Origin of the sequence: Terribacillus saccharophilus (assembly GCF_002272745.1) — a bacterium.
GTDB lineage: Bacteria > Bacillota > Bacilli > Bacillales > Amphibacillaceae > Terribacillus > Terribacillus saccharophilus_B.
Map to the genome: position 1 here is coordinate 151,637 of NZ_NPBD01000018.1, position 18,295 is coordinate 169,931.

The 18,295-nt window shown below is 42.7% G+C and carries 18 protein-coding genes, 1 pseudogene and 1 other annotated feature (1 of these 20 only partly in view); of the genes and pseudogenes, 13 read left to right on the forward strand and 6 right to left on the reverse strand.

The window, feature by feature from the left end:
* Nucleotides 1-83, reverse strand: a binding site (T-box leader); it reaches 133 nt to the left of the window's first position.
* Nucleotides 84-145: 62 nt separating this feature from the next.
* The 4 genes and pseudogenes from CHH58_RS16910 (at nucleotide 146) to CHH58_RS16925 (ending at nucleotide 2,354) form a co-directional block, all read left to right on the forward strand.
* Complete coding sequence (locus CHH58_RS16910; RefSeq protein ID WP_095262889.1) at nucleotides 146-844, forward strand: nucleotidyltransferase domain-containing protein; 699 nt, start codon at nucleotides 146-148, stop codon at nucleotides 842-844.
* A 13-nt stretch (nucleotides 845-857) separates the two neighbouring features.
* A complete protein-coding gene (locus tag CHH58_RS16915; protein ID WP_095262890.1) occupies nucleotides 858-1,373 on the forward strand; it encodes a GNAT family N-acetyltransferase in 516 nt (171 codons plus the stop codon).
* Nucleotides 1,370-2,146, forward strand: a complete 777-nt coding sequence (locus tag CHH58_RS16920) for an HAD-IIB family hydrolase (protein WP_095230574.1) — start codon at nucleotides 1,370-1,372, stop codon at nucleotides 2,144-2,146. The genes CHH58_RS16915 and CHH58_RS16920 overlap by 4 nt, the downstream gene beginning before the upstream one ends.
* A pseudogene (locus tag CHH58_RS16925) lies at nucleotides 2,143-2,354 on the forward strand (DUF3977 family protein). Before CHH58_RS16920 ends, CHH58_RS16925 begins: the two are co-directional and overlap by 4 nt.
* A gap of 20 nt (nucleotides 2,355-2,374) precedes the next feature.
* Here CHH58_RS16925 and CHH58_RS16930 read toward each other — a convergent pair.
* The gene (locus CHH58_RS16930; protein WP_095230575.1) at nucleotides 2,375-3,382 is read right to left on the reverse strand and encodes a FecCD family ABC transporter permease; all 1,008 of its coding nucleotides are present in this window, start codon (nucleotides 3,380-3,382) and stop codon (nucleotides 2,375-2,377) included.
* Nucleotides 3,379-4,380 carry a FecCD family ABC transporter permease gene (locus CHH58_RS16935; protein WP_095230576.1) on the reverse strand — a complete coding sequence of 334 codons (1,002 nt, stop codon included), beginning with the start codon at nucleotides 4,378-4,380 and terminating at the stop codon, nucleotides 3,379-3,381. Before CHH58_RS16935 ends, CHH58_RS16930 begins: the two co-directional genes overlap by 4 nt.
* A 118-nt stretch (nucleotides 4,381-4,498) precedes the next feature.
* Between CHH58_RS16935 and CHH58_RS16940 the strand changes: the two genes are divergently transcribed.
* Nucleotides 4,499-5,467 (forward strand): iron-hydroxamate ABC transporter substrate-binding protein, encoded by a 969-nt coding sequence (locus tag CHH58_RS16940; RefSeq protein ID WP_249275166.1) that lies wholly within the window; start codon nucleotides 4,499-4,501, stop codon nucleotides 5,465-5,467.
* A 387-nt stretch (nucleotides 5,468-5,854) separates the two neighbouring features.
* Nucleotides 5,855-8,902: an isoleucine--tRNA ligase gene (ileS, locus tag CHH58_RS16945; RefSeq protein WP_095262891.1), complete on the forward strand. Its 3,048-nt coding sequence runs from the start codon at nucleotides 5,855-5,857 to the stop codon at nucleotides 8,900-8,902.
* An 84-nt stretch (nucleotides 8,903-8,986) separates the two neighbouring features.
* On the opposite strand, the gene CHH58_RS18225 is transcribed toward ileS, so the two are convergent.
* The gene (locus CHH58_RS18225) at nucleotides 8,987-9,193 is read right to left on the reverse strand and encodes a hypothetical protein (RefSeq protein WP_141235026.1); all 207 of its coding nucleotides are present in this window, start codon (nucleotides 9,191-9,193) and stop codon (nucleotides 8,987-8,989) included.
* 82 nt (nucleotides 9,194-9,275) lie between these two features.
* Here CHH58_RS18225 and CHH58_RS16955 point away from each other — a divergent pair, with 82 nt between their 5' ends.
* Nucleotides 9,276-10,022, forward strand: a complete 747-nt coding sequence (locus CHH58_RS16955) for an SDR family oxidoreductase (protein WP_095230579.1) — start codon at nucleotides 9,276-9,278, stop codon at nucleotides 10,020-10,022.
* A gap of 124 nt (nucleotides 10,023-10,146) precedes the next feature.
* Nucleotides 10,147-11,370 carry an AAA family ATPase gene (locus CHH58_RS16960; protein WP_095262901.1) on the forward strand — a complete coding sequence of 408 codons (1,224 nt, stop codon included), beginning with the start codon at nucleotides 10,147-10,149 and terminating at the stop codon, nucleotides 11,368-11,370.
* Between the two features lie 141 nt (nucleotides 11,371-11,511).
* Here CHH58_RS16960 and CHH58_RS16965 read toward each other — a convergent pair whose 3' ends face one another.
* Both CHH58_RS16965 and CHH58_RS16970 read right to left on the reverse strand, forming a co-directional pair.
* Nucleotides 11,512-12,138 (reverse strand): DedA family protein, encoded by a 627-nt coding sequence (locus tag CHH58_RS16965; protein ID WP_095233623.1) that lies wholly within the window; start codon nucleotides 12,136-12,138, stop codon nucleotides 11,512-11,514.
* 17 nt (nucleotides 12,139-12,155) lie between these two features.
* On the reverse strand, nucleotides 12,156-12,767 hold the full coding sequence (locus tag CHH58_RS16970) for a DUF1232 domain-containing protein (RefSeq protein WP_095230581.1): 612 nt from the start codon (nucleotides 12,765-12,767) through the stop codon (nucleotides 12,156-12,158).
* A gap of 114 nt (nucleotides 12,768-12,881) precedes the next feature.
* Here CHH58_RS16970 and CHH58_RS16975 point away from each other — a divergent pair, with 114 nt between their 5' ends.
* Nucleotides 12,882-13,532: a YoaK family protein gene (locus tag CHH58_RS16975; RefSeq protein WP_095234236.1), complete on the forward strand. Its 651-nt coding sequence runs from the start codon at nucleotides 12,882-12,884 to the stop codon at nucleotides 13,530-13,532.
* 31 nt (nucleotides 13,533-13,563) lie between these two features.
* Here CHH58_RS16975 and CHH58_RS16980 read toward each other — a convergent pair whose 3' ends face one another.
* Nucleotides 13,564-14,496: an LCP family protein gene (locus CHH58_RS16980; RefSeq protein WP_095233624.1), complete on the reverse strand. Its 933-nt coding sequence runs from the start codon at nucleotides 14,494-14,496 to the stop codon at nucleotides 13,564-13,566.
* A gap of 420 nt (nucleotides 14,497-14,916) precedes the next feature.
* Between CHH58_RS16980 and CHH58_RS16985 the strand changes: the two genes are divergently transcribed.
* From CHH58_RS16985 to CHH58_RS17000, 4 genes are all read left to right on the forward strand, one after another.
* Nucleotides 14,917-15,483, forward strand: coding sequence for an AAA family ATPase (locus CHH58_RS16985; RefSeq protein ID WP_095234235.1), 567 nt, complete (start codon nucleotides 14,917-14,919; stop codon nucleotides 15,481-15,483).
* On the forward strand, nucleotides 15,484-16,251 hold the full coding sequence (locus CHH58_RS16990) for a hypothetical protein (RefSeq protein WP_095230585.1): 768 nt from the start codon (nucleotides 15,484-15,486) through the stop codon (nucleotides 16,249-16,251).
* 16 nt (nucleotides 16,252-16,267) lie between these two features.
* Nucleotides 16,268-16,663, forward strand: coding sequence for a thiol-disulfide oxidoreductase DCC family protein (locus CHH58_RS16995; RefSeq protein WP_095262892.1), 396 nt, complete (start codon nucleotides 16,268-16,270; stop codon nucleotides 16,661-16,663).
* 112 nt (nucleotides 16,664-16,775) lie between these two features.
* Nucleotides 16,776-18,191, forward strand: a complete 1,416-nt coding sequence (locus tag CHH58_RS17000) for a DUF1565 domain-containing protein (RefSeq protein WP_095234233.1) — start codon at nucleotides 16,776-16,778, stop codon at nucleotides 18,189-18,191.
* Nucleotides 18,192-18,295: the final 104 nt, after the last annotated feature.

Consider the following 18,295-nt stretch of genomic DNA (forward strand, 5'->3'; position numbering starts at 1 on the left):
TGCTTATCTGTGAAGGTTTCAGCAATTCCTTCACTCTCTGAAAGAAAGAGGCGCGCGCATCTTGTCCTTATCAACGCTTTTGTTTTGTTGTATGCTCATTATACAGATACTGGATATAGCCGTCAAATGGAAATGGGGGATTTTTTTGAGGGACCCAAGAGATACTGCTAAAAGATTCATCGAAACCAATCATCCAGATTGCGAAGGAGCGATGCTGGCAGGAAGCTGTGCCAGAGGGGAAGCGATACAAACTTCCGATTTGGATATTATTATTCTGTACAAGGGAGAAAGTCGTGCATACAGAGAATCGTTGTTTTTTGAAGGTTGGCCGGTAGAGGTGTTTGTATACACAGGAGAAGCTTACCAGAATTTCTTTGTAAGTGACGCAAAGCGCGGAATCCCTTCCATGCCAAGGATGGTAAGTGAAGCCATTGTACTGAAGGAATCACCAGACGTTACAAAAATGAAATCCGAAGCAAGCAGCATATTCGCTGCTGGTCCCTCACCTTGGGACAAACAAAAGATCAATCATAATAGGTATATGATTACGAATCTAATCGATGATTTCCTGGATAAAGAGGTTGATGGAGAAGCATATTTCCTGGCAAATGCAATCGTCAATGATCTGGCCATATTCACGCTTCGTACCAGACAGCATTGGATTGGTTCTGGTAAATGGATGTTCCGGGAACTAAAAAGCATGGACTCAAATCTCGCAAATCAATTCGAACAAAGCTTAGCTGCATTTTATAAGCAACACGATAAGCGACCTATCGTGCAGCTGGCAGATGATTGCTTGGAGCCATTCGGAGGTCGCCTTTTCGAAGGCTATTACTTGGGGTAAGGGAGAGAACTCTATGAAAATAAGAAAATTGACAGTAGCTGATGCAGAAGCATATTGGGAACTAAGACTACAAGCCCTGCAGGCACATCCAGACGCATTCGGCAGTTCCTATGAGGACGCGGTGAAACAGGAAAATCCGATAGAAAGAGTAAAGGGGAATTTAGAGAGTTCCGATGCTGAGACATATGGGATATTTATAGATGATCAGCTCGCTGGTAACGCCACACTGAGGTATGAGACGCCTGCAAAGCTTCGACACCGTGCTGATTTAGTAGCGGTTTATTTGGCTCCGGCAACACGTGGAAAAGGGTATGGAAAAATGCTGATAGCACATATGATCCAAGTAGCTAAAGAGCGGGAAGGCATTGAAAAGGTGAATTTAGTCGTAGCAGCGACAAATCTGGTTGCTAAGTATGTTTATGAACAAGCTGGGTTCAAGCAATTTGGCATAGAAACGCATGCATTGAAAATAGGAGATACATACATTTCAGAAATACATATGGCTTTGCTTTTGGAGCGGAGCAGATGAATTTTATATTCGATTTAGATGGGACGATTTGCTTCAAGGGCAGTCCGGTTACGATGAATATAATCAACGCACTGAAAGAGCTGGAACTAAATGGGCATCGGGTGATTTTTGCTTCGGCCCGCCCAATCCGTGATCTACTGCCTGTTATTGATGAACACTTTCATTCAACCACTCTTATTGGAGGCAATGGCTCCCTCATCTCCAATAATGGAAAGGTGATTTTCTCTCAGGCATTTTCATCTTTTCAATTAGCTGCCATAAAAAAATTAATCGAAGCACATGACGCCACTTACTTAATAGATGGAGAATGGAACTATGCTTATACAGGGAATCCAGCACATCCGATAAAATCAAATCTCGATCCGAATGGTCTGGCAGAAGAAGTGCTATTGGAGGATTTGGGACAGGTAGTAAAAATCCTTATCCTTCATTCTGCCGATCAGGAAAAAATAGCTACAGAGGCAGAAAAGCTAGGTCTGCGAATTCATCGTCATCGTGGTGAAGATATTGTAGACATCAGCCCGCCAGGCATCGATAAATGGAGTGCAATACAAGAATGCGGAATTAAAGAAAATGAGTATTTCGCTTTTGGAAATGATGCAAATGATATAGAGATGTTCCGGCATGCCAAATATGCGGTGATGATTGGTGAGCATGAAGAATTAGCACGCTATGCACATAGAGCAATTCTTTTGGGTGAGGTTTGCGAACAGACTATTGTGGAGTGCTTGAAGGAACTTTCTGATGAAAAAAATATCTTGGCGCTTACATGAAGTATATAGAGTTTGGATTGGGAAATCGCTGGCTGATACGGACAGAATTTGAAAATGAAGATAGAACTGAGTATGAAAAGAAGGGGATAGATTTCCCGATATATTTCCACTCATTTTATTATTCATCTTAGATACAAAGGATGGAGGGAAGAAACAAAGAAAAGCCCGTAGATCTTTTAAATTCATAATTGGTGTAGTAAGCAAATGAACCCTCGCATTAGCGAGGGTTCATTCTTTAATCAATAAATAAATAAAATAAGGCGCACCAATTGCAGACACAACCAATCCAATTGGAATCTCCGAAGGCGCCAGAATCGTCCGTGATAATGTGTCCGCTACAAGCATGATCAATGCTCCGATAAGTGCACAAATTGGAAGCAGATGCTTGTGATTCGGACCGACGATACGGCGGGCTAAGTGGGGTGCGACAAGTCCGAGGAAAGTAATTGCTCCCCCAGCGGCTACGCAAGCTCCCGCCAGTGCAACAGCAAGGAGCAACAGGATTGTCCGCTCTTTTTGCACCGGAGCTCCAACACCAACAGCGATTTGGTCGCCTAGTGTCAAAACGTTTAATGCTTTTGCCTTATAAATTGCATATGGGACGAGCAGTATAATCCAAGGTAAGAGTGCCAAGACATAATTCCAGCTCGTCTGCCAGATACTGCCGTTCAGCCAGATAGTCGCCTGCGTGAAATCCTTCGGTTCCATCATAAGCTGGAAGACGATAATCAGACCGCCGAAAGCTGCGTTAACACCAATACCGACAAGGATAAGCCGGACTGGAGTGACGCCCTTCTTCCATGCCAGTGCATAGATAAGGCTTGCTGCAAGAAATGCCCCAGCAAATGCGAATAGTGGCATAATCAATACTTGAAGACTGCCGGTACCAGCTAGCTTGTCCTGAAGGAAGAAAATATAAAGGACTACAGCAAAACCTGCCCCTGCATTTATTCCTAATATACCTGGGTCAGCCAGACCATTTTGTGATACACCTTGCAGAATTGCTCCCGCAATACCCATTCCGATGCCAATCAATAGTGCAATCACCATACGCGGCAGACGGAAATCGAATAAGATTACGTCAAATGAGCCATCCCCCGTACCAAGCAAAGTTTTTACAACGTCGGTTGGTCCGATAGGGATTGTCCCTGTATTCAAGCTGATGAAAAATATAATGAGAATGGCAGCAATTATTCCGATTGCTACCAGAATTGTTTTTTTCGCAGAGTGTATCATATGTTCTTACCCTCCCGGCGAGCTAGATAAATGAAAAATGGTACGCCGATCAAAGCCGTGAGAGCACCAACAGGTGTTTCGAAGGGCGGATTGATCATCCGGGATGCAATATCTGCAAAGTTAAGCAGAATTCCGCCCAATACAGCTGAACATGGAATAATCCAGCGATAATCCGGTCCAACGAGGAACCGTGTGATATGCGGAATAACCAATCCAACAAAGCCGATCGTACCGCCGACTGAAACAGCTGCTCCTGTTAAAATCAGCACAACAAGCACTCCTGCTGTTTTCACTAGTCCGGTCTTCAAACCAAGGCCAGTCGCCACATCTTCTCCGAGACTAAGTGTCGTAACAGATCCACTGATGAAAAACGCCAGTACCAAGCCAATTGCAGCAGCAGGAAATAACAGCTTCACCGTATCCCATTGCACATTCGCAACACCGCCTGCGTACCAGAAGCTCAAATCCCGAGCGACATCGAAATGTAATGCCAGTGAGTTAGAAAAAGCTCCAAGCAAAGCTGTAACTGCAGTTCCTGCCAACGCCAGCTTCACTGGTGTCAATCCTGTCCTTGCCAGCAGGCCGATTCCGAAAACGAGTCCAAGGCCAAGTCCTGCACCAAGAAATGAGAATAGAAGCAGGTTAACATTAGAGATCCCAGGCAGGAAAACAAGCGCAATCGCAATCATGAACGTCGCACCAGAGGTTACACCCATAATTTGCGGAGAAGCAAGCGGATTACGTGTCATCCCTTGCATGATCGCTCCGGAAGCAGCAAGCATTGCACCAATTAAAATCGCAGCTACAGTACGAGGCATACGAAGCCGGTGAATAATTTGATGGGATGTATTTGTAGCATCATAATGGAAAATACTATTCCAGACAGTGCTGAGTGAAATATCCGCTACACCGAATACGATGGATAGTCCTATCGAAAAAATCAGCAGGGCGATACCTGCGATAAGTATGATTGTGCCAATGAGTCTGCGTGCTTGCATCGTTATCCCGCTTTCTACACTCTATCTATGCCAAAATAATGAAATGACGCTTGTAATTGATAATGAGAATTGTTATCATCTAATATGAGATTATAACATAAACCAAGAGGTGAGTACCTTGTTCAAAAGAAAGAGTATGTTTTTACTACTGGCAGTCTTCGCCAGTGTTGTATTCATTATAACAGGTTGCGGTAATAACGATTCAAGTGATAATGCCGAAAACAACTCGTCTGACCAGGAGAGTAACGAAACTCGTACAGTGACAGATGCAATGGGTCATGAGGTCGAGATTCCTGCAAATCCTAAAAATGTACTAGCTTCCTATTTGGAGGACAATCTTGTAGCACTTGATATTACACCAGTAGCACAATGGTCTGTAAATAACGGCTCTCCGCAAGGATACTTGCAGGACAGTTTGAAAGATGTACCAACGATCGATTCCACACTTCCTTTCGAGGCAGTAGCAAGCGTTAAACCAGACTTGATCATCATGGATTCTGCTTCCATGGTAGAAGGCGATAAATACGAGCAGTACAATAAAATTGCTCCTACTTATGTAATGGGTACGGAAGAAAACGGCGACTGGCGCAAAGAACTGCAAACAGTCGGAGAAATCTTCGGTAAAGAAGATGAAGCACAAAAAGTTCTGGATGATTATGATGCAAAAGCTTCAGATGCTAAAGAACAGATCCAAGGTGCAATCGGAGATGAATCTGCTGCAGCTATCTGGCTTGTTGGCGGACAGCTTTACATCGTGAGTGAGAACCTATCCAGCGGTGCGGTACTCTACGGTGACCTAGGCATTACAGTTCCAGAAGGTGTCAAAGAAATTTCCGAAAGCGCAACAGCAAACTGGAATCCAGTTTCTCTTGAGCAATTGGCTGAAATGGATGTTGACCACCTATTCTTGATCAATAGTGATGAAGGTGACGGATCTGAAATCCTGGATGATCCATTACTTGCTAATGTACCAGCTATCAAAGATGGCAATGTGTATAAATATGATAAAGATACAAGCTGGCTTTACGCTGGCCCGATTGCGAACGAGCAAATCGTGGACGATGCAGTGGAAAGCTTAGTGAAGTAAGGAAAAAACTTCTCTCCTGTTAAACTTCTCTCCTGTTAAATAGGGGAGAAGTTTTTTGAATTTGACATATACTAGAAGTAGCTGTAATCTTGTAAAAAACATAAGTAATTCGCTGACGAGAAAAAGTAGTCAAGACAGCTTATCTTTAGAGAGTCGACGGTTGGTGCAAGTCGATGATAAGGTCATGATGAAAAATCCTCTCCGAGAAGCAAAGCCGACATGTAGGCTTTGACGGTTTTCCACCGATACAAGGAACGCGTATGATAGTACGTAGTGTTTCCGACTAAAAACCACTACTTATGGTTTTTTTATTTTGGAATTTTCGGTAGATCCCGGCGCTGTGTATACAGTGTCGGGTTTTTTATTTTATCTGAAGGAGTGAAAGAAATGCAGGATAAAGCAGCTTTAAAAGAGCAGAAAATACGAGAGTACTGGCAGGAGAACGACACTTTTCAGGCATCTGTTCGGAACAGGGAAGGAAAGAGGTCTTACGTATTTTATGAAGGACCGCCAACAGCAAATGGAATGCCGCATGCAGGGCATGCATTAGGAAGAACCATCAAGGACTTTATCGCGCGTTATAAAACAATGGACGGTTATCAGGTCAAACGTAAGGCAGGATGGGATACGCATGGTCTGCCAGTTGAGTTGGAAGTAGAGAAGCAGCTGAAGATAAGCGGAAAAGATCAAATCGAAACGTATGGCGTAGAGCGTTTCATCGAGAAGTGCAAAGAAAGTGTATTCAGGTACGAGCGGGAGTGGAAGCAGTTTACGGAAGCTCTCGGCTACTGGGTCGATATGGAGAATCCGTACATCACGCTGGAAAATAGTTATATCGAATCTGTATGGCATATCTTGTCCCACATTCACGGAGAGGGTCTGTTGTATAAGGGACATCGAGTAGTCCCGTATTGTCCGCATTGTGAAACATCTCTAAGCTCACATGAAGTAGCCCAAGGCTATAAAGATGTATCAGATTTATCTGCTACGGCTAAGTTTCTAGTGGAAGGTACGACTGACGAATACTTGCTGGGCTGGACGACTACACCTTGGACGCTGCCTGCGAATGTTGCAATCGCTGTCCATCCTGAACTTAACTATGTGACAGTCCAGCAGGGAAATGAGAAATATATCGTTGCAGAGGAATTGGCAAAGACATTATTTAAAGACGATTTTCAGGTTGTAGCATCCTGTAAAGGAAAGGACTTAGCTGGTGTCCGTTATGAAGCGCCTTTCTCTTACGTTCAAGTAAATAGAGGGCACCAAGTAGTGTTAGCAGATTTTGTTACAGATCAAAGCGGAACAGGGCTTGTGCACATCGCTCCGGCATATGGGGAAGATGACTATCGCGTTGTTCAGGACAACGGTCTTGATTTTGTCCACATTGTGGATGGAAAAGGAAGATATACAGAAGAAATCACATCGCTCGCTGGCCGTTTCGTAAAGGATTGTGATGTGGATATCATCAAACTGCTTGCAGAGAGAAACAGGTTATTCAATAAAGAGAAATACACACATAGCTATCCGCATTGCTGGCGCTGTGATTCCCCGCTTCTGTATTACGCAATGGAAGGCTGGTTCATCCGTATGACCGATGTGAAGGAGAAAATGCAAGAGAATAACCGGCAGGTCGAATGGCATCCAGGTCATATGCAGGAAGGGCGTTTTGGTAAATTTTTAGATAATATGGTTGATTGGAATATCGGCAGAAACCGTTATTGGGGTACGCCGTTAAATGTGTGGACTTGCAAATGCGGCAAAGAAAAAGCGCCAGGATCCATCGCAGAGCTGAGACAGCAAGCGATTGGTTCTGTAGCGGAAAATGTGGAACTGCATAAGCCATATGTAGATCAGATCCAGCTTCGCTGCGAGTGCGGTGATGTTATGGAGCGTACAAGTGAAGTGATTGATGTCTGGTTCGACAGCGGTTCGATGCCATTTGCGCAGTACCACTATCCGTTTGGTGACAAAGAGCTGTTTGAATGCCAGTACCCTGCTGATGTCGTCATCGAGGGAGTGGATCAGACAAGAGGATGGTTCTACAGTCTCCTTGCTGTATCTACTTTGATGACCGGAAAAGCGCCTTATAAACGGGTCCTGTCGCTTGGGCACATCCTTGATGAAAATGGACAGAAGATGTCAAAAAGCAAAGGTAACGCGCTGAATCCGACTGAGCTCATGGAAACGTACGGAGCAGACGCATTACGGTGGGCGCTACTTTCCGATAGCGCGCCTTGGAACAATAAGCGCTTCTCAGAACGAACAGTTGCGCAAGCAAAATCGAAGATGATTGACACGTTGTCTAACGTCTTTTCCTTCTATCAGCTCTACCAGCAAATCGATCAATTTAATGGGGAGATGGACAGTGGAGGTGTGCGGTCGACGCTGGATGAATGGGTCCTATCCCGCCTCCACAGCGTTACGAAGCAAGTGAACGATTATTTGGAGCAGTATGATATAACAAATGCTGCAAGAGAATTAGGTGTATTCTTAGATGAGCTAAGTAATTGGTATGTAAGAAGATCTCGGCAGCGGTTCTGGAGCAGTGGTATGACTGATGACAAACGTGCAGCATTCAGTACGCTCTATGAAGTACTGAAAAAAACGGCACAGCTGCTGGCGCCATTTACACCGTATATTGCCGAAGATATCTACTTGCAGTTAACCGGCAGCAGTGTCCATTTGACGGATTACCCTAAGCCTTTCAGTGAGTTAATCAATACACAGCTGGAGAAGGATATGACAACAGTCCGTCAAGTAGTGGAACTTACTCGTGCGGCTAGGAATACAGCTGGAATTAAAACGAAACAGCCACTTTCCACGCTGTACGTCACGACTGAAGAAGCAGTCAACCTAGTCTCTTATCTAACGACAATAAAAGAAGAAACAAATGTAAAGGAAATTGAGCTGGACGAGAAGGATGGTCTATTTACGTATACTGCGAAGCTTGACTTTGCAGCTGCTGGACCGAGACTTGGCAAACGTGTAGGAGAAGCCAAAACAGCTCTTTCGCAGGTAAGTCAAGACCAGCTTAAGGAACTGCTGATAACAGGTGAATTAAGGTTAGCAGAGGATATCAAACTGACGAAGGAAGAAGTTCTGATAGAAAAAGTGCCTTCCAATCACCTTGAACTCTCAGAGGGAGGCGGTATAACCGTTCTTCTGGATACGGAGCTGACATTGGAGTTAAAAGAAGAAGGATTTGTCAGAGAAGCGATTCGGGAAGTACAGACGTATCGGAAAGAGCTGGATTTACCTGTTGAGAAGCGGGTGAACCTATATATCGATGCGAGTTCCTCCATCTTGGATGTATTAAAAAAGCAGGAAGAAATGCTTCATCAGCATCTAGTGGTGCAGAGTATCTTCTTTGAAAAGCATCAGGAGACCAAAGTTGTCCAGATTGAAGGTGAAAAGCTTCAGCTTGGAATTGAATAACATGTAAAAGGCAAAAGCAGGAGGATCACTCCTGCTTTTTTGCTGCTCCGATTATGTAATTCATTGGCAGGATAAGCGTTACGATCATGGTTGTAGTGAGGAGGGAGAAATCGTATGCGGAAAACTTTTTTCTCTCACGCTGGTCCAGCCAATTACATAAAGAGGAACAGTGATAGATGCCCACATGTCACTATGGATAAATGCAGATCCGGAAAGAGCTTTATAAAGCCAGCTGTAAATCAGAATTGTCAGCAAGAGACTGCAAAGGGTGAAAAACAAAAGCATTTTCAAAAAAATATCTCCTTACCTATAGGATTTCTTTTCAGTGTACACGAATGGTGTTAAGTGATGGTTAAATAGGAGGTTTATTTGAATGGCTAAAATAGCAATTGTAACAGGTGTTTCGTATCCTCGATCCATTGGAACAGCAGTATGCCGCAGATTAGCAGAACAAGGAGTGGATATCTTCTTTACATATTGGCGGGCAGGTGAGACATGGCCAGATCAGTTAACGAACGAAATACGGGAAACGGGAGTTAGGTGCAAAGGACTGGAAGCAGACCTTGAGCAACCAGAGGCAGCTGAAACTATTCTGCAGGAAGTACAACAGAAGCTCGGGGTTCCGTCTATATTAGTTAATTGCGCTGCTTTTTCCGAGAATGGCAACTATGAGGAACTTGATAGGTTTCAGCTCGATCGTCATTATGCTGTGAATATGAGAAGTGTCTTTTTGCTTTGCACGGGATTCGCAAAACTCTTCAAAGAGCATCGGCCAGCTGAAAAAGGAAGTATCGTAAACCTCACTTCCGGTCAGAGCCAAGGACCTATGCCTGATGAACTGGCATACATCGCTACAAAAGGTGCCATTACTTCATTCACCCAATCCCTTGCAGCTGACTTGGCGTCTCTTGGAATCAATGTGAATGCAGTCAATCCTGGACCGACAGACAGTACATGGATGACAGACGGTATAAGACAGCACCTGCTCCCTCAATTTCCAATGGGAAGAATCGGAGAGCCTGATGATGCAGCAAGACTTATCAGCTTCCTAGTCGGAGAAGACGGCTATTGGGTAACAGGGCAGGAGCTTCATTCAGAAGGTGGATTCCTACGCAGATGACATTTATGGAAAATAAATCTATTGTTGGTTCATGCTATCAGTTAAGATGAAAGGGAAGTAAGAGCGAGGGGGAAACTGATTGCGTTACATATACGAAGAAACTGTAAGGGAAACAGGAAAAGAGATGCCTGGATATCCTGCTTTTGCGGGAATAATGAAAGGCATACAAGAAGAACTCCAAGAAAAGTATGGCGAATTTTATGCTGTGTATAATACAGACGATGTCCATTTTGAACTATGGACAATTGTAGAGGAAGATATTCGAAAAGAAAATCCGGAAATTGAACATGTTGCGCAGCTTTTTGAGCGGTTGGAAAGCTTTACATTTGAATATGACGAAGAAGCACAAGTACCAGTGTATAAGGTATACCGTGCATTAAATAATCAGTTGTATGCATATCCTGATGCTGGTGTTGCTTTTGCAAGAATCCCATATTTCAGCGATGCGAGCATCGTGTACTTGCAATGTGTTCTGGCTACAGGAAAAGAGAATATCACCTCCTTCCTGCAAACACTGCGGGATAGAGTCTGGAAGAAAAGCAGAGATGAGGTTCTCGTATTTAGGGATAGTGAAGAGGGAGTCTCGCAGGAACAGCAGCAAGTAACGAATACAGTGACACGCGAAGATGTCGTGCTGAATGAATCTGTAAAAAAAGAGATTTATGGCATGCTGGATCAATTCTTTACGGAAGACCGATCCTTCTTCACAACCTATGATATTCCGTATCGCCGAGGAATTCTTCTGTATGGACCGCCTGGAAACGGAAAAACAACACTTGTGAAATCAATCGCCAATACAGTTGCGGCACCAGTCGCTTACTGGCAGATTACTGAACATACATCCAGTGAATCAATAGAAGAGGTATTCAGTTCAGCTACACGGCTGGCACCAATGGTTCTCGTTATCGAAGATATTGACTCTATGCCGAATGAAGTGCGTTCCTACTTCTTGAATACATTGGATGGCGCAACGTCCAAGGAAGGTATTTTCTTGATTGGCACAACCAACTACCCGGAGGAGATCGATCCTGGATTGATCAACCGTGCAGGGCGATTCGATCGAGGCTACGAAATTACTTTGCCGGATGCATCCTTGCGCAGCCAGTATGTAACGAAAGTTGGCTTCCTGAATTTACTGAATCAAGAAGAAGTGGACAAAGTGGTGGATAAAACAGAAGGTTTCTCGTTTGCTCAGCTCAAAGAGCTCTTTGTTTTCCTAGCAGCCGCCAAACATCAAGGTGATGAGGTTTCCGCTAAAGACATCATTAAGAATATGAAGCGGGAATATAAGAAAAGCAAGTCCGGTAAATGGTGGGAAGAACAGCAGGATGAACTAGGATTCCGTTGAAAATCTGAGACATCATTTATGTAATAAATGAATAATAAAAGTTTCCAAAGTTCATGGTTAACACAATTAATATTTTATGAGAAGTTGTATTTAACCGGAGATGCTTCTCCGGTTAATAGCTTTAATTGAAATATGCTGTTGTCACTTCAGCCCTTCAAGTTCTTTTTTTCTTTTTCTGCCTAATTTCCAGATGACTATTCCGCCGGCCACAGCAACAATTAATACTAACATGCCATACTTGTAGTAATCGAGATATGCTTCCATCCTAGTCCATGAAGCCCCGACCCATACCCCTAACATAACGACTATCGAATTCCAGATCAAAGTCCCGATAGCAGAGAAGAAAAGGAATATACCAAAATGCATTTTGGCCATACCAGCAGGAATAGAGATCAAGCTCCTCACGAGGGGAATGAAACGGCAGAGGAATACAGCCCACATATCATACTTCTCGAACCATGCTACAGCTTTATGCAGATGAGCTGGATTGAGCCGCAGCCATTTGCGTCGCTTTTCTATCCAATTCGAAAGCTTGTCTAAATCAAACAACGTTCCAATCCAGTACAAAATTGAAGTGCCAACCATCGCGCCTAATGTAGCTGCCAGTATTACAAAGATTGGATTTAAACTAGTAGTAGCTGCAAGAAATCCTCCGAACAACAGAGTGACTTCCGAAGGCAGCGGAGGAATCACAATCTCAATCATCATCAAGAGGGCTATGGCAGGATAACCATAGGCAGCCATCAATTCATTCATCCATGCTTCCACGTAAGTATCTCCTTTTGCTATTTATTACTATTCATCATTGCGGTATGGACAACCAACGTATCATCTAGATATCCGAATGGAAATATATAATCAGGCAGCACATCTATAGGATTGATAAAATAAAGTAAAGCTGCACCAAAAAGTATTAATTCTCGTTTTGTTCCGATACCGGATTGAAATTTATAAAACATGTGCTTCAGGTCACTTACCAATTTGCCAGCGCTTCCGACGGATGTGATTTTTTCATTGAATTTATTTTCAATTATTTGTTTCCCACCATCAGTAAGTGAAATCTCCTCATAAGCAGCCAATTGATTTAACATTCTTTCTGTTGTGAAGGAAGGATCAGCCTGTTTGCATAGAGCTTCCAAATGATGCTCTGTTTGTAACGTTTCAGTTTGGTCAAGAAAACCGGCTGTGCGCATTAAATCCTCATGTGAAACTTCAAGTATCTCACTGAATTTTTTAAGGTGGTTAACGGTCACTTTGCGTTTACCATTCAGTATCTTGGATATGATAGCAGTATCAATTGCAGTGCGTCTGCTCAATTCTCGGATGGATAGATTTTTTTCCTTGATTAAGGAGCGTAGAAGATTCTCTATATTGGAATTATCTTTGTTAATGTCCATAATGAAGACATCTCCTCTTTTAAGATTTTATTTTCTAACCGTACAAGGATGTTGACAGTTTGTCAATAGATGCGGTAGAAAGGAATAAGAAAGAAAGAGAGAAGGAAACAAAAAATGCAAATAAAGCGTGACCACATTACCATCTTGCTCTTATGTGCTGTATCTGGAGTGATTGATGTATTGGGTTATATTGGATTATCGCATGTGTTTACTGCCAACATGACAGGAAACATTGTGTTGCTAGGTATTGGTATCGGTGATGCAAGGCAGGTTGTTTTGAGTAATGCTGCTTTAGCGTTAGTGGGTTTTGTCATAGGTATCGTTGCTACTGTATTTATACAAAGGAAGAGTGGTACATCAAGAAGTATTTTAACTTGGGAATTTATTCTAATCTTACTTTCTGCGATAATAATTCTGCTCATGCCGGTCAATGGAGCCATACCATCAATTATCCTCTTAATTTTAAGTACAGCTATGGGAATGCAAACTATAGCTGGAAGGAATCTCAAGATTGCTGGTCTTTCCTCAACAGTACTAACAAGTACACTTGCAGCCTTCGTAGAAGGGCTAATGGGAGCGATGCAAAAGAATGCTCAAAAGCTTTCGCTGGATACATACCTTAGGGGCGGTGCTATTCTTCTTTACCTATTAGGCGCAGCTGCAGGTAGTTTAAGTGAAAGAATCATCGGGCTGCATACTATTTGGATAGGTGTGGCGTTGCTATCATTAGTACTCCTGCTCCAAAGGAAAAAAAATATTGCGTAAAAAAGAAGAAGATCCAGATGGATCTTCTTCTTTATTTGCTTATAATATCATGTATAGCAGTTATCTCATCCTCTGGCACTATCAAGTAGTAAATTCCATTGATTTTCGTGCCTTCACCTCTCATTTCGTGCTCTTGAACAGAATTACGAACATTACGGTAATCTGTTAGCAGATGACGCATGGAAGCAAGGTTGATATTTGTCTGCACGTTTTTGCCCAATACTGCTAGTAAGTCATCAATTTTGCCGACAGATTTGATGTTGGCGCCTTTATTGATTACGGCTTCAATTACTTGACGCTGTCTGGCGTTCCTTCCAAAATCCCCGTCAGGGTCTAAGTGACGCATCCTTGCATAGCCCAAAGCTTGCTGGCCATCCAAATTGATTTGGCCTTTTTTATAATGATAGTCTTTTTTGTAAAAGCCTTCATCATACCAATCTAGGTCGTTTTCTACTGTCACACCGCCTACAGCATCGACAAGATCGGCTAGACCTTGCATATTAATCTCTACAAAATAATCGATATCAACGTCCAGCAGATTCTCTACTGTTTCTAAGGACATGTCAACACCGCCAAAAGCATAGGCATGATTGATTTTATCAACTGTATTGTGTCCAATAATTTCCGTTCGAGTATCACGTGGAATACTTACCAAGTCCATAGATTCAGTTGCTGGATTCAATGACATTAGCAACAAAGCATCTGAACGCCCAGAATCAAATTCCCTTTCATCGATACCAAGCAAAAGAACATTGATTCTCTCTTTGTTCTTTATTTTCTCAGATGTCACACCCTCATCAATTGCAGTTGTTTCCTTCTGGATACCGTCAACTGTCTGTTTTACATCCCTTGCGGTAAGAAGGAGGAAGGAAGCAACTCCAATTACGAGGACAAGAAGGATAAGTATGATATACCTGCCTATTCGTCGCTTGCGCTTACGTTTTGTTTTGCGTTGTCTTTCCATTTTTCGTACTACCCCCCATACCATTCCAAGGTACGCCGTTGTTGACGATTTGTCAACAACGTGCATAAAAGAAACTGTTAGAGGGATACTAATTTTATCGTACTAATGGCTCCATTTACTTCCCAGCAACAGACCTGCCCGATGAGTATGGAAGGGAGGAATGTTTGCCATGAAGGAATGCCCACCCAATCCCAAACAGCCAAAAGATAATCTGGCTCTTCTGCTCGCACTCTTCACTGTCATCCCTACAGCTTGCAACCAACTACTCGATGCTGCTCATAAATTTATTCAACTATTCTCTTAAGGGAAACCGCAGGGCTGCGTGCTCTGCGGTTTTTTATGTGTTCTTTGTTTTTATACAATAATTTACATATCCTATTTTATTATTGTTACAATTAGGGCAAAAGAAGGAGGAATACTATGAATGTCATTTTATTGTTCGGACCGCAGGCTGTCGGGAAAATGACAGTCGGACAAGAGCTGGAAAATCAACTGGGTTACCGTTTATTGCACAATCATATGACAATTGATTTATTAGTACCTTTCTTTGGCTTTAGTGATGAAATGTGGCGCCTATCCACACTTTTTAGAGAAGAAATATACCGATCTGTTGCTAAAACAAATCTCCCGGGTTTCATATTTACATTCGTATGGGATTTTTCAAGTAATGAAGATTGGGAAACCGTTGATAGAATGTGTGCAATCTTTAAAGAGCAGGATATACCAGTCTATTTCGTCGAGCTGCAAGCTGGTGTTGATACCCGATTGAAACGTAATGTAACCGAGAACCGTTTAGAGCATAAGCCGACAAAACGGAATATTTCTTTTTCTGAGGCAGACCTTCTCCGCACAATGGAAACTAGCCGTCTTCAATCGAAAGAGGGAGAAATAAAAGAGACAAATTATTTGCGGATTCAGACCGATGACCTCTTAGCTTCCAAAACAGCAGAGCGGATCGTTCAGTATTTTGGTTTGGAGGATAACTAAATGAGCATTGGGATTAAATTTGGTGCGGGTTTTTTGCTCATTAGTATTTTTTCCCTTTGTATTGGATTAAGCGGCTTCCTGCAAGAGGGTCAGCAGATAAGCATTTCTGGAGCACTCATCTTCGCAATCTATATGAGTCCATTTATTTTTATCTATGGCATCTTCATCTCCTGGCTGATCAGCAGAAAAGTAAAACCAGTCAATACAGGGCAGATAGGACTTTATATCGCACTCCATGGTTTAGGAGGGATGCCTTTTGCAGTATTGAGTCTTTCTTCGCAAAGTGCGGCTGCCATCCTGTTTACTGCTGGATTGGGTGCGTTTTTGGCGATCCTGTTCGCTTTGATAGAACTGGGTCTGGGGTATATAACAAAGAAGGGGCGTATAGGATGGCTTGTACTGTATATACCCTTTATAGCATATCTGACAATCTTTATTATTGGTCAAGTACAGTCGGTACCGCCACCGATTAATGAAACGGGTGACGTCGATCCAGGTTATTCTGCCAGAGAGGCCGTTGCATTCGTTACACAACAGCATGGTCAAGAGGAAAATGGCGGATTCCCAGAGAAAACAAAGAAGGTAGTAGAATGGGAGTTATTTGGAGAACGTTTGACGAGAGAAACGGTTATTGAAAACGTTCAGGGGGAAAAGGAAACATATTATGTGACTTTGATAGAAAAGAATTTGGATCGGCAGGAAGTATACAAGACAACTTATCTGACAAAGGAAAATGAGATGGTGTTGCACAATAGAGTGAACGAATAACAAAAGGAGGGATAGAATGGACAACAAGGCAATCATTCTATTTGATGGTGTATGTAATCTATGCAATAGCAGTGTCCAATTTATCATCAAACATGACAAGGGTGCTTATTTCAAATTCGCTTCCCTCCAAAGTGACTTTGGCGGACAGTTGAAAGAAGCTAAGCAAATTCCGGATCACGTAGACAGCATCATACTCGTGGAAAATGGGAAGGTATATTTGCAATCCAGTGCAATTTTGCGTATTGCACGTCATCTAGACGGCGCATGGAAACTGGCTGCTGCAGCTCTTATCATTCCACGACCAATTCGGGATATAATCTATCGATATGTTGCTAGAAATCGTTATCGTTGGTTCGGCAGACAAGATCAATGCATGCTGCCATCACCCGATTTAAAAGAGCGATTTTTGTGAGAATAAAGATTTCGTGTAGATTAAGCAGAGCTCCTATACAAAATGCCTGATGAACGGTATCATACTAGCAGTAGCCAAGAACGGCAAATTTTGTATAGAAAAGAGTTAGCTAATGAGAATAACGATCCTGGCCGCAATCGTACTCTGCTTGATTGGCGTGGGTATCTATTCGATTGCGTCGAACAACAAGAAGGAAGTGGAAGCAGTAACCGCTCCGAAACAGTTATTTGTCGCCACCGATGGGGACGATGAGAATGAAGGGACGAAAGAAAAACCTCTTCGTACGATACAGGCAGCAGTGGATCAGGCCACTGCTGGTACGACCGTTTATATTCGTAGCGGAACTTATACGGATGGATTTGAAGTAGCTCATAGCGGAGCGAAAGAGGCACCAGTTATCATTCGTAATTTTGAGGATGAAAAAGTGGTTATCAGCGGCAAAGACAAAGTAATGGAAGAAGATACAGCACTTGTGAATGTAGAAAGTAAGCAATACATTACAATTCAAGGACTAACCATGCAGGATTTGAATGCAGATTCTCCAGACTTTGCTGTGATGGGTATTTTCATAACGGGCAACAGCTCTAATATTAATATCATTCAAAATCATATCCACCATATAGGGAACAGCTCGGATGAAGGTAATGCTCATGGCATTGCAGTATATGGAACCGGCAAGATGGAACAGATTCGAGTTATGGATAATATTGTAGAAGAATTGACGCTTGGTCTTAGTGAAGCGGTAGTGCTGAACGGTAATATTGATGGATTTGCCGTAACGGGCAATACTGTTCGTCATAATAACAATATCGGAATCGATCTGATTGGTTATGAGGGTACATCGGAAGACCCTGATGCAGATTATGTACGGAACGGAACAGTACAAGGCAATGTGGTACATGATAACTCTTCTTATGGTAATCCAGCATATGGAGAAGATTATTCTGCAGGCGGCATCTATGTCGATGGTGCTAAAGATATCAAAATCAAAGCAAATACAGTTTTTCGGAATGATTTAGGTATTGAAGCAACGTCTGAGCATAAAGGCCAGTACGCAGACAACATCGAAATCACTGAAAACAACGTGTATGAGAACAACTATACAGGCATTTCAATCGGCGGTTATGACGAGGAGCGAGGCGGCACTAAAAATTCGTCTATCACTTATAACGTGCTCTTCCGAAATGACACAAAAGATCTTGATGGCGGTCAACTGCTTCTGCAACATGATATTAGCGGAAATGATATATCACATAATGTGTTCACTTCCAGCAAAACAGGACTTTTCATATCTAATTATTTCAAAACAAACAGCAACAATACTATGACACGAAATGTATACGATAAAGAAGAGAGCCGGGAAAACAGCTGGGTTTGGAAACAGCAGGAATACAGCGATTTTGCCGAATATCAAGAAGCGACCGGACAAGAAGAGGATTCTGCTTATATAGAAGTGCATTACACGGATGTCTCCAGTAAGGATTTCACCCTAACAGAAGGTACGACTGCTCAAGCAGTAATAGACTGAAAAAAAACCTGCATGCTAAGCATGCAGGTTTTTTTCGTAGGAAGGTTGTGTAGTGGCGATGCATCGCCCTTTTACATAATAGGATTACAGCTTCGTAAATATTC

Bases quoted from the DNA above. Each gene is read 5' to 3' on its own strand.
- CHH58_RS16915 (WP_095262890.1), top strand. From the start codon at position 858: ATGAAAATAAGAAAATTGACAGTAGCTGATGCAGAAGCATATTGGGAA.
- CHH58_RS16920 (WP_095230574.1), top strand. From the start codon at position 1,370: ATGAATTTTATATTCGATTTAGATGGGACGATTTGCTTCAAGGGCAGT.
- CHH58_RS16930 (WP_095230575.1), bottom strand. From the start codon at position 3,382: ATGATACACTCTGCGAAAAAAACAATTCTGGTAGCAATCGGAATAATT.
- CHH58_RS16935 (WP_095230576.1), bottom strand. From the start codon at position 4,380: ATGCAAGCACGCAGACTCATTGGCACAATCATACTTATCGCAGGTATC.
- ileS (WP_095262891.1), top strand. From the start codon at position 5,855: ATGCAGGATAAAGCAGCTTTAAAAGAGCAGAAAATACGAGAGTACTGG.
- CHH58_RS16955 (WP_095230579.1), top strand. From the start codon at position 9,276: ATGGCTAAAATAGCAATTGTAACAGGTGTTTCGTATCCTCGATCCATT.
- CHH58_RS16960 (WP_095262901.1), top strand. From the start codon at position 10,147: ATGCCTGGATATCCTGCTTTTGCGGGAATAATGAAAGGCATACAAGAA.
- CHH58_RS16970 (WP_095230581.1), bottom strand. From the start codon at position 12,767: ATGGACATTAACAAAGATAATTCCAATATAGAGAATCTTCTACGCTCC.
- CHH58_RS16975 (WP_095234236.1), top strand. From the start codon at position 12,882: ATGCAAATAAAGCGTGACCACATTACCATCTTGCTCTTATGTGCTGTA.
- CHH58_RS16980 (WP_095233624.1), bottom strand. From the start codon at position 14,496: ATGGAAAGACAACGCAAAACAAAACGTAAGCGCAAGCGACGAATAGGC.
- CHH58_RS16985 (WP_095234235.1), top strand. From the start codon at position 14,917: ATGAATGTCATTTTATTGTTCGGACCGCAGGCTGTCGGGAAAATGACA.
- CHH58_RS16990 (WP_095230585.1), top strand. From the start codon at position 15,484: ATGAGCATTGGGATTAAATTTGGTGCGGGTTTTTTGCTCATTAGTATT.
- CHH58_RS16995 (WP_095262892.1), top strand. From the start codon at position 16,268: ATGGACAACAAGGCAATCATTCTATTTGATGGTGTATGTAATCTATGC.
- CHH58_RS17000 (WP_095234233.1), top strand. From the start codon at position 16,776: ATGAGAATAACGATCCTGGCCGCAATCGTACTCTGCTTGATTGGCGTG.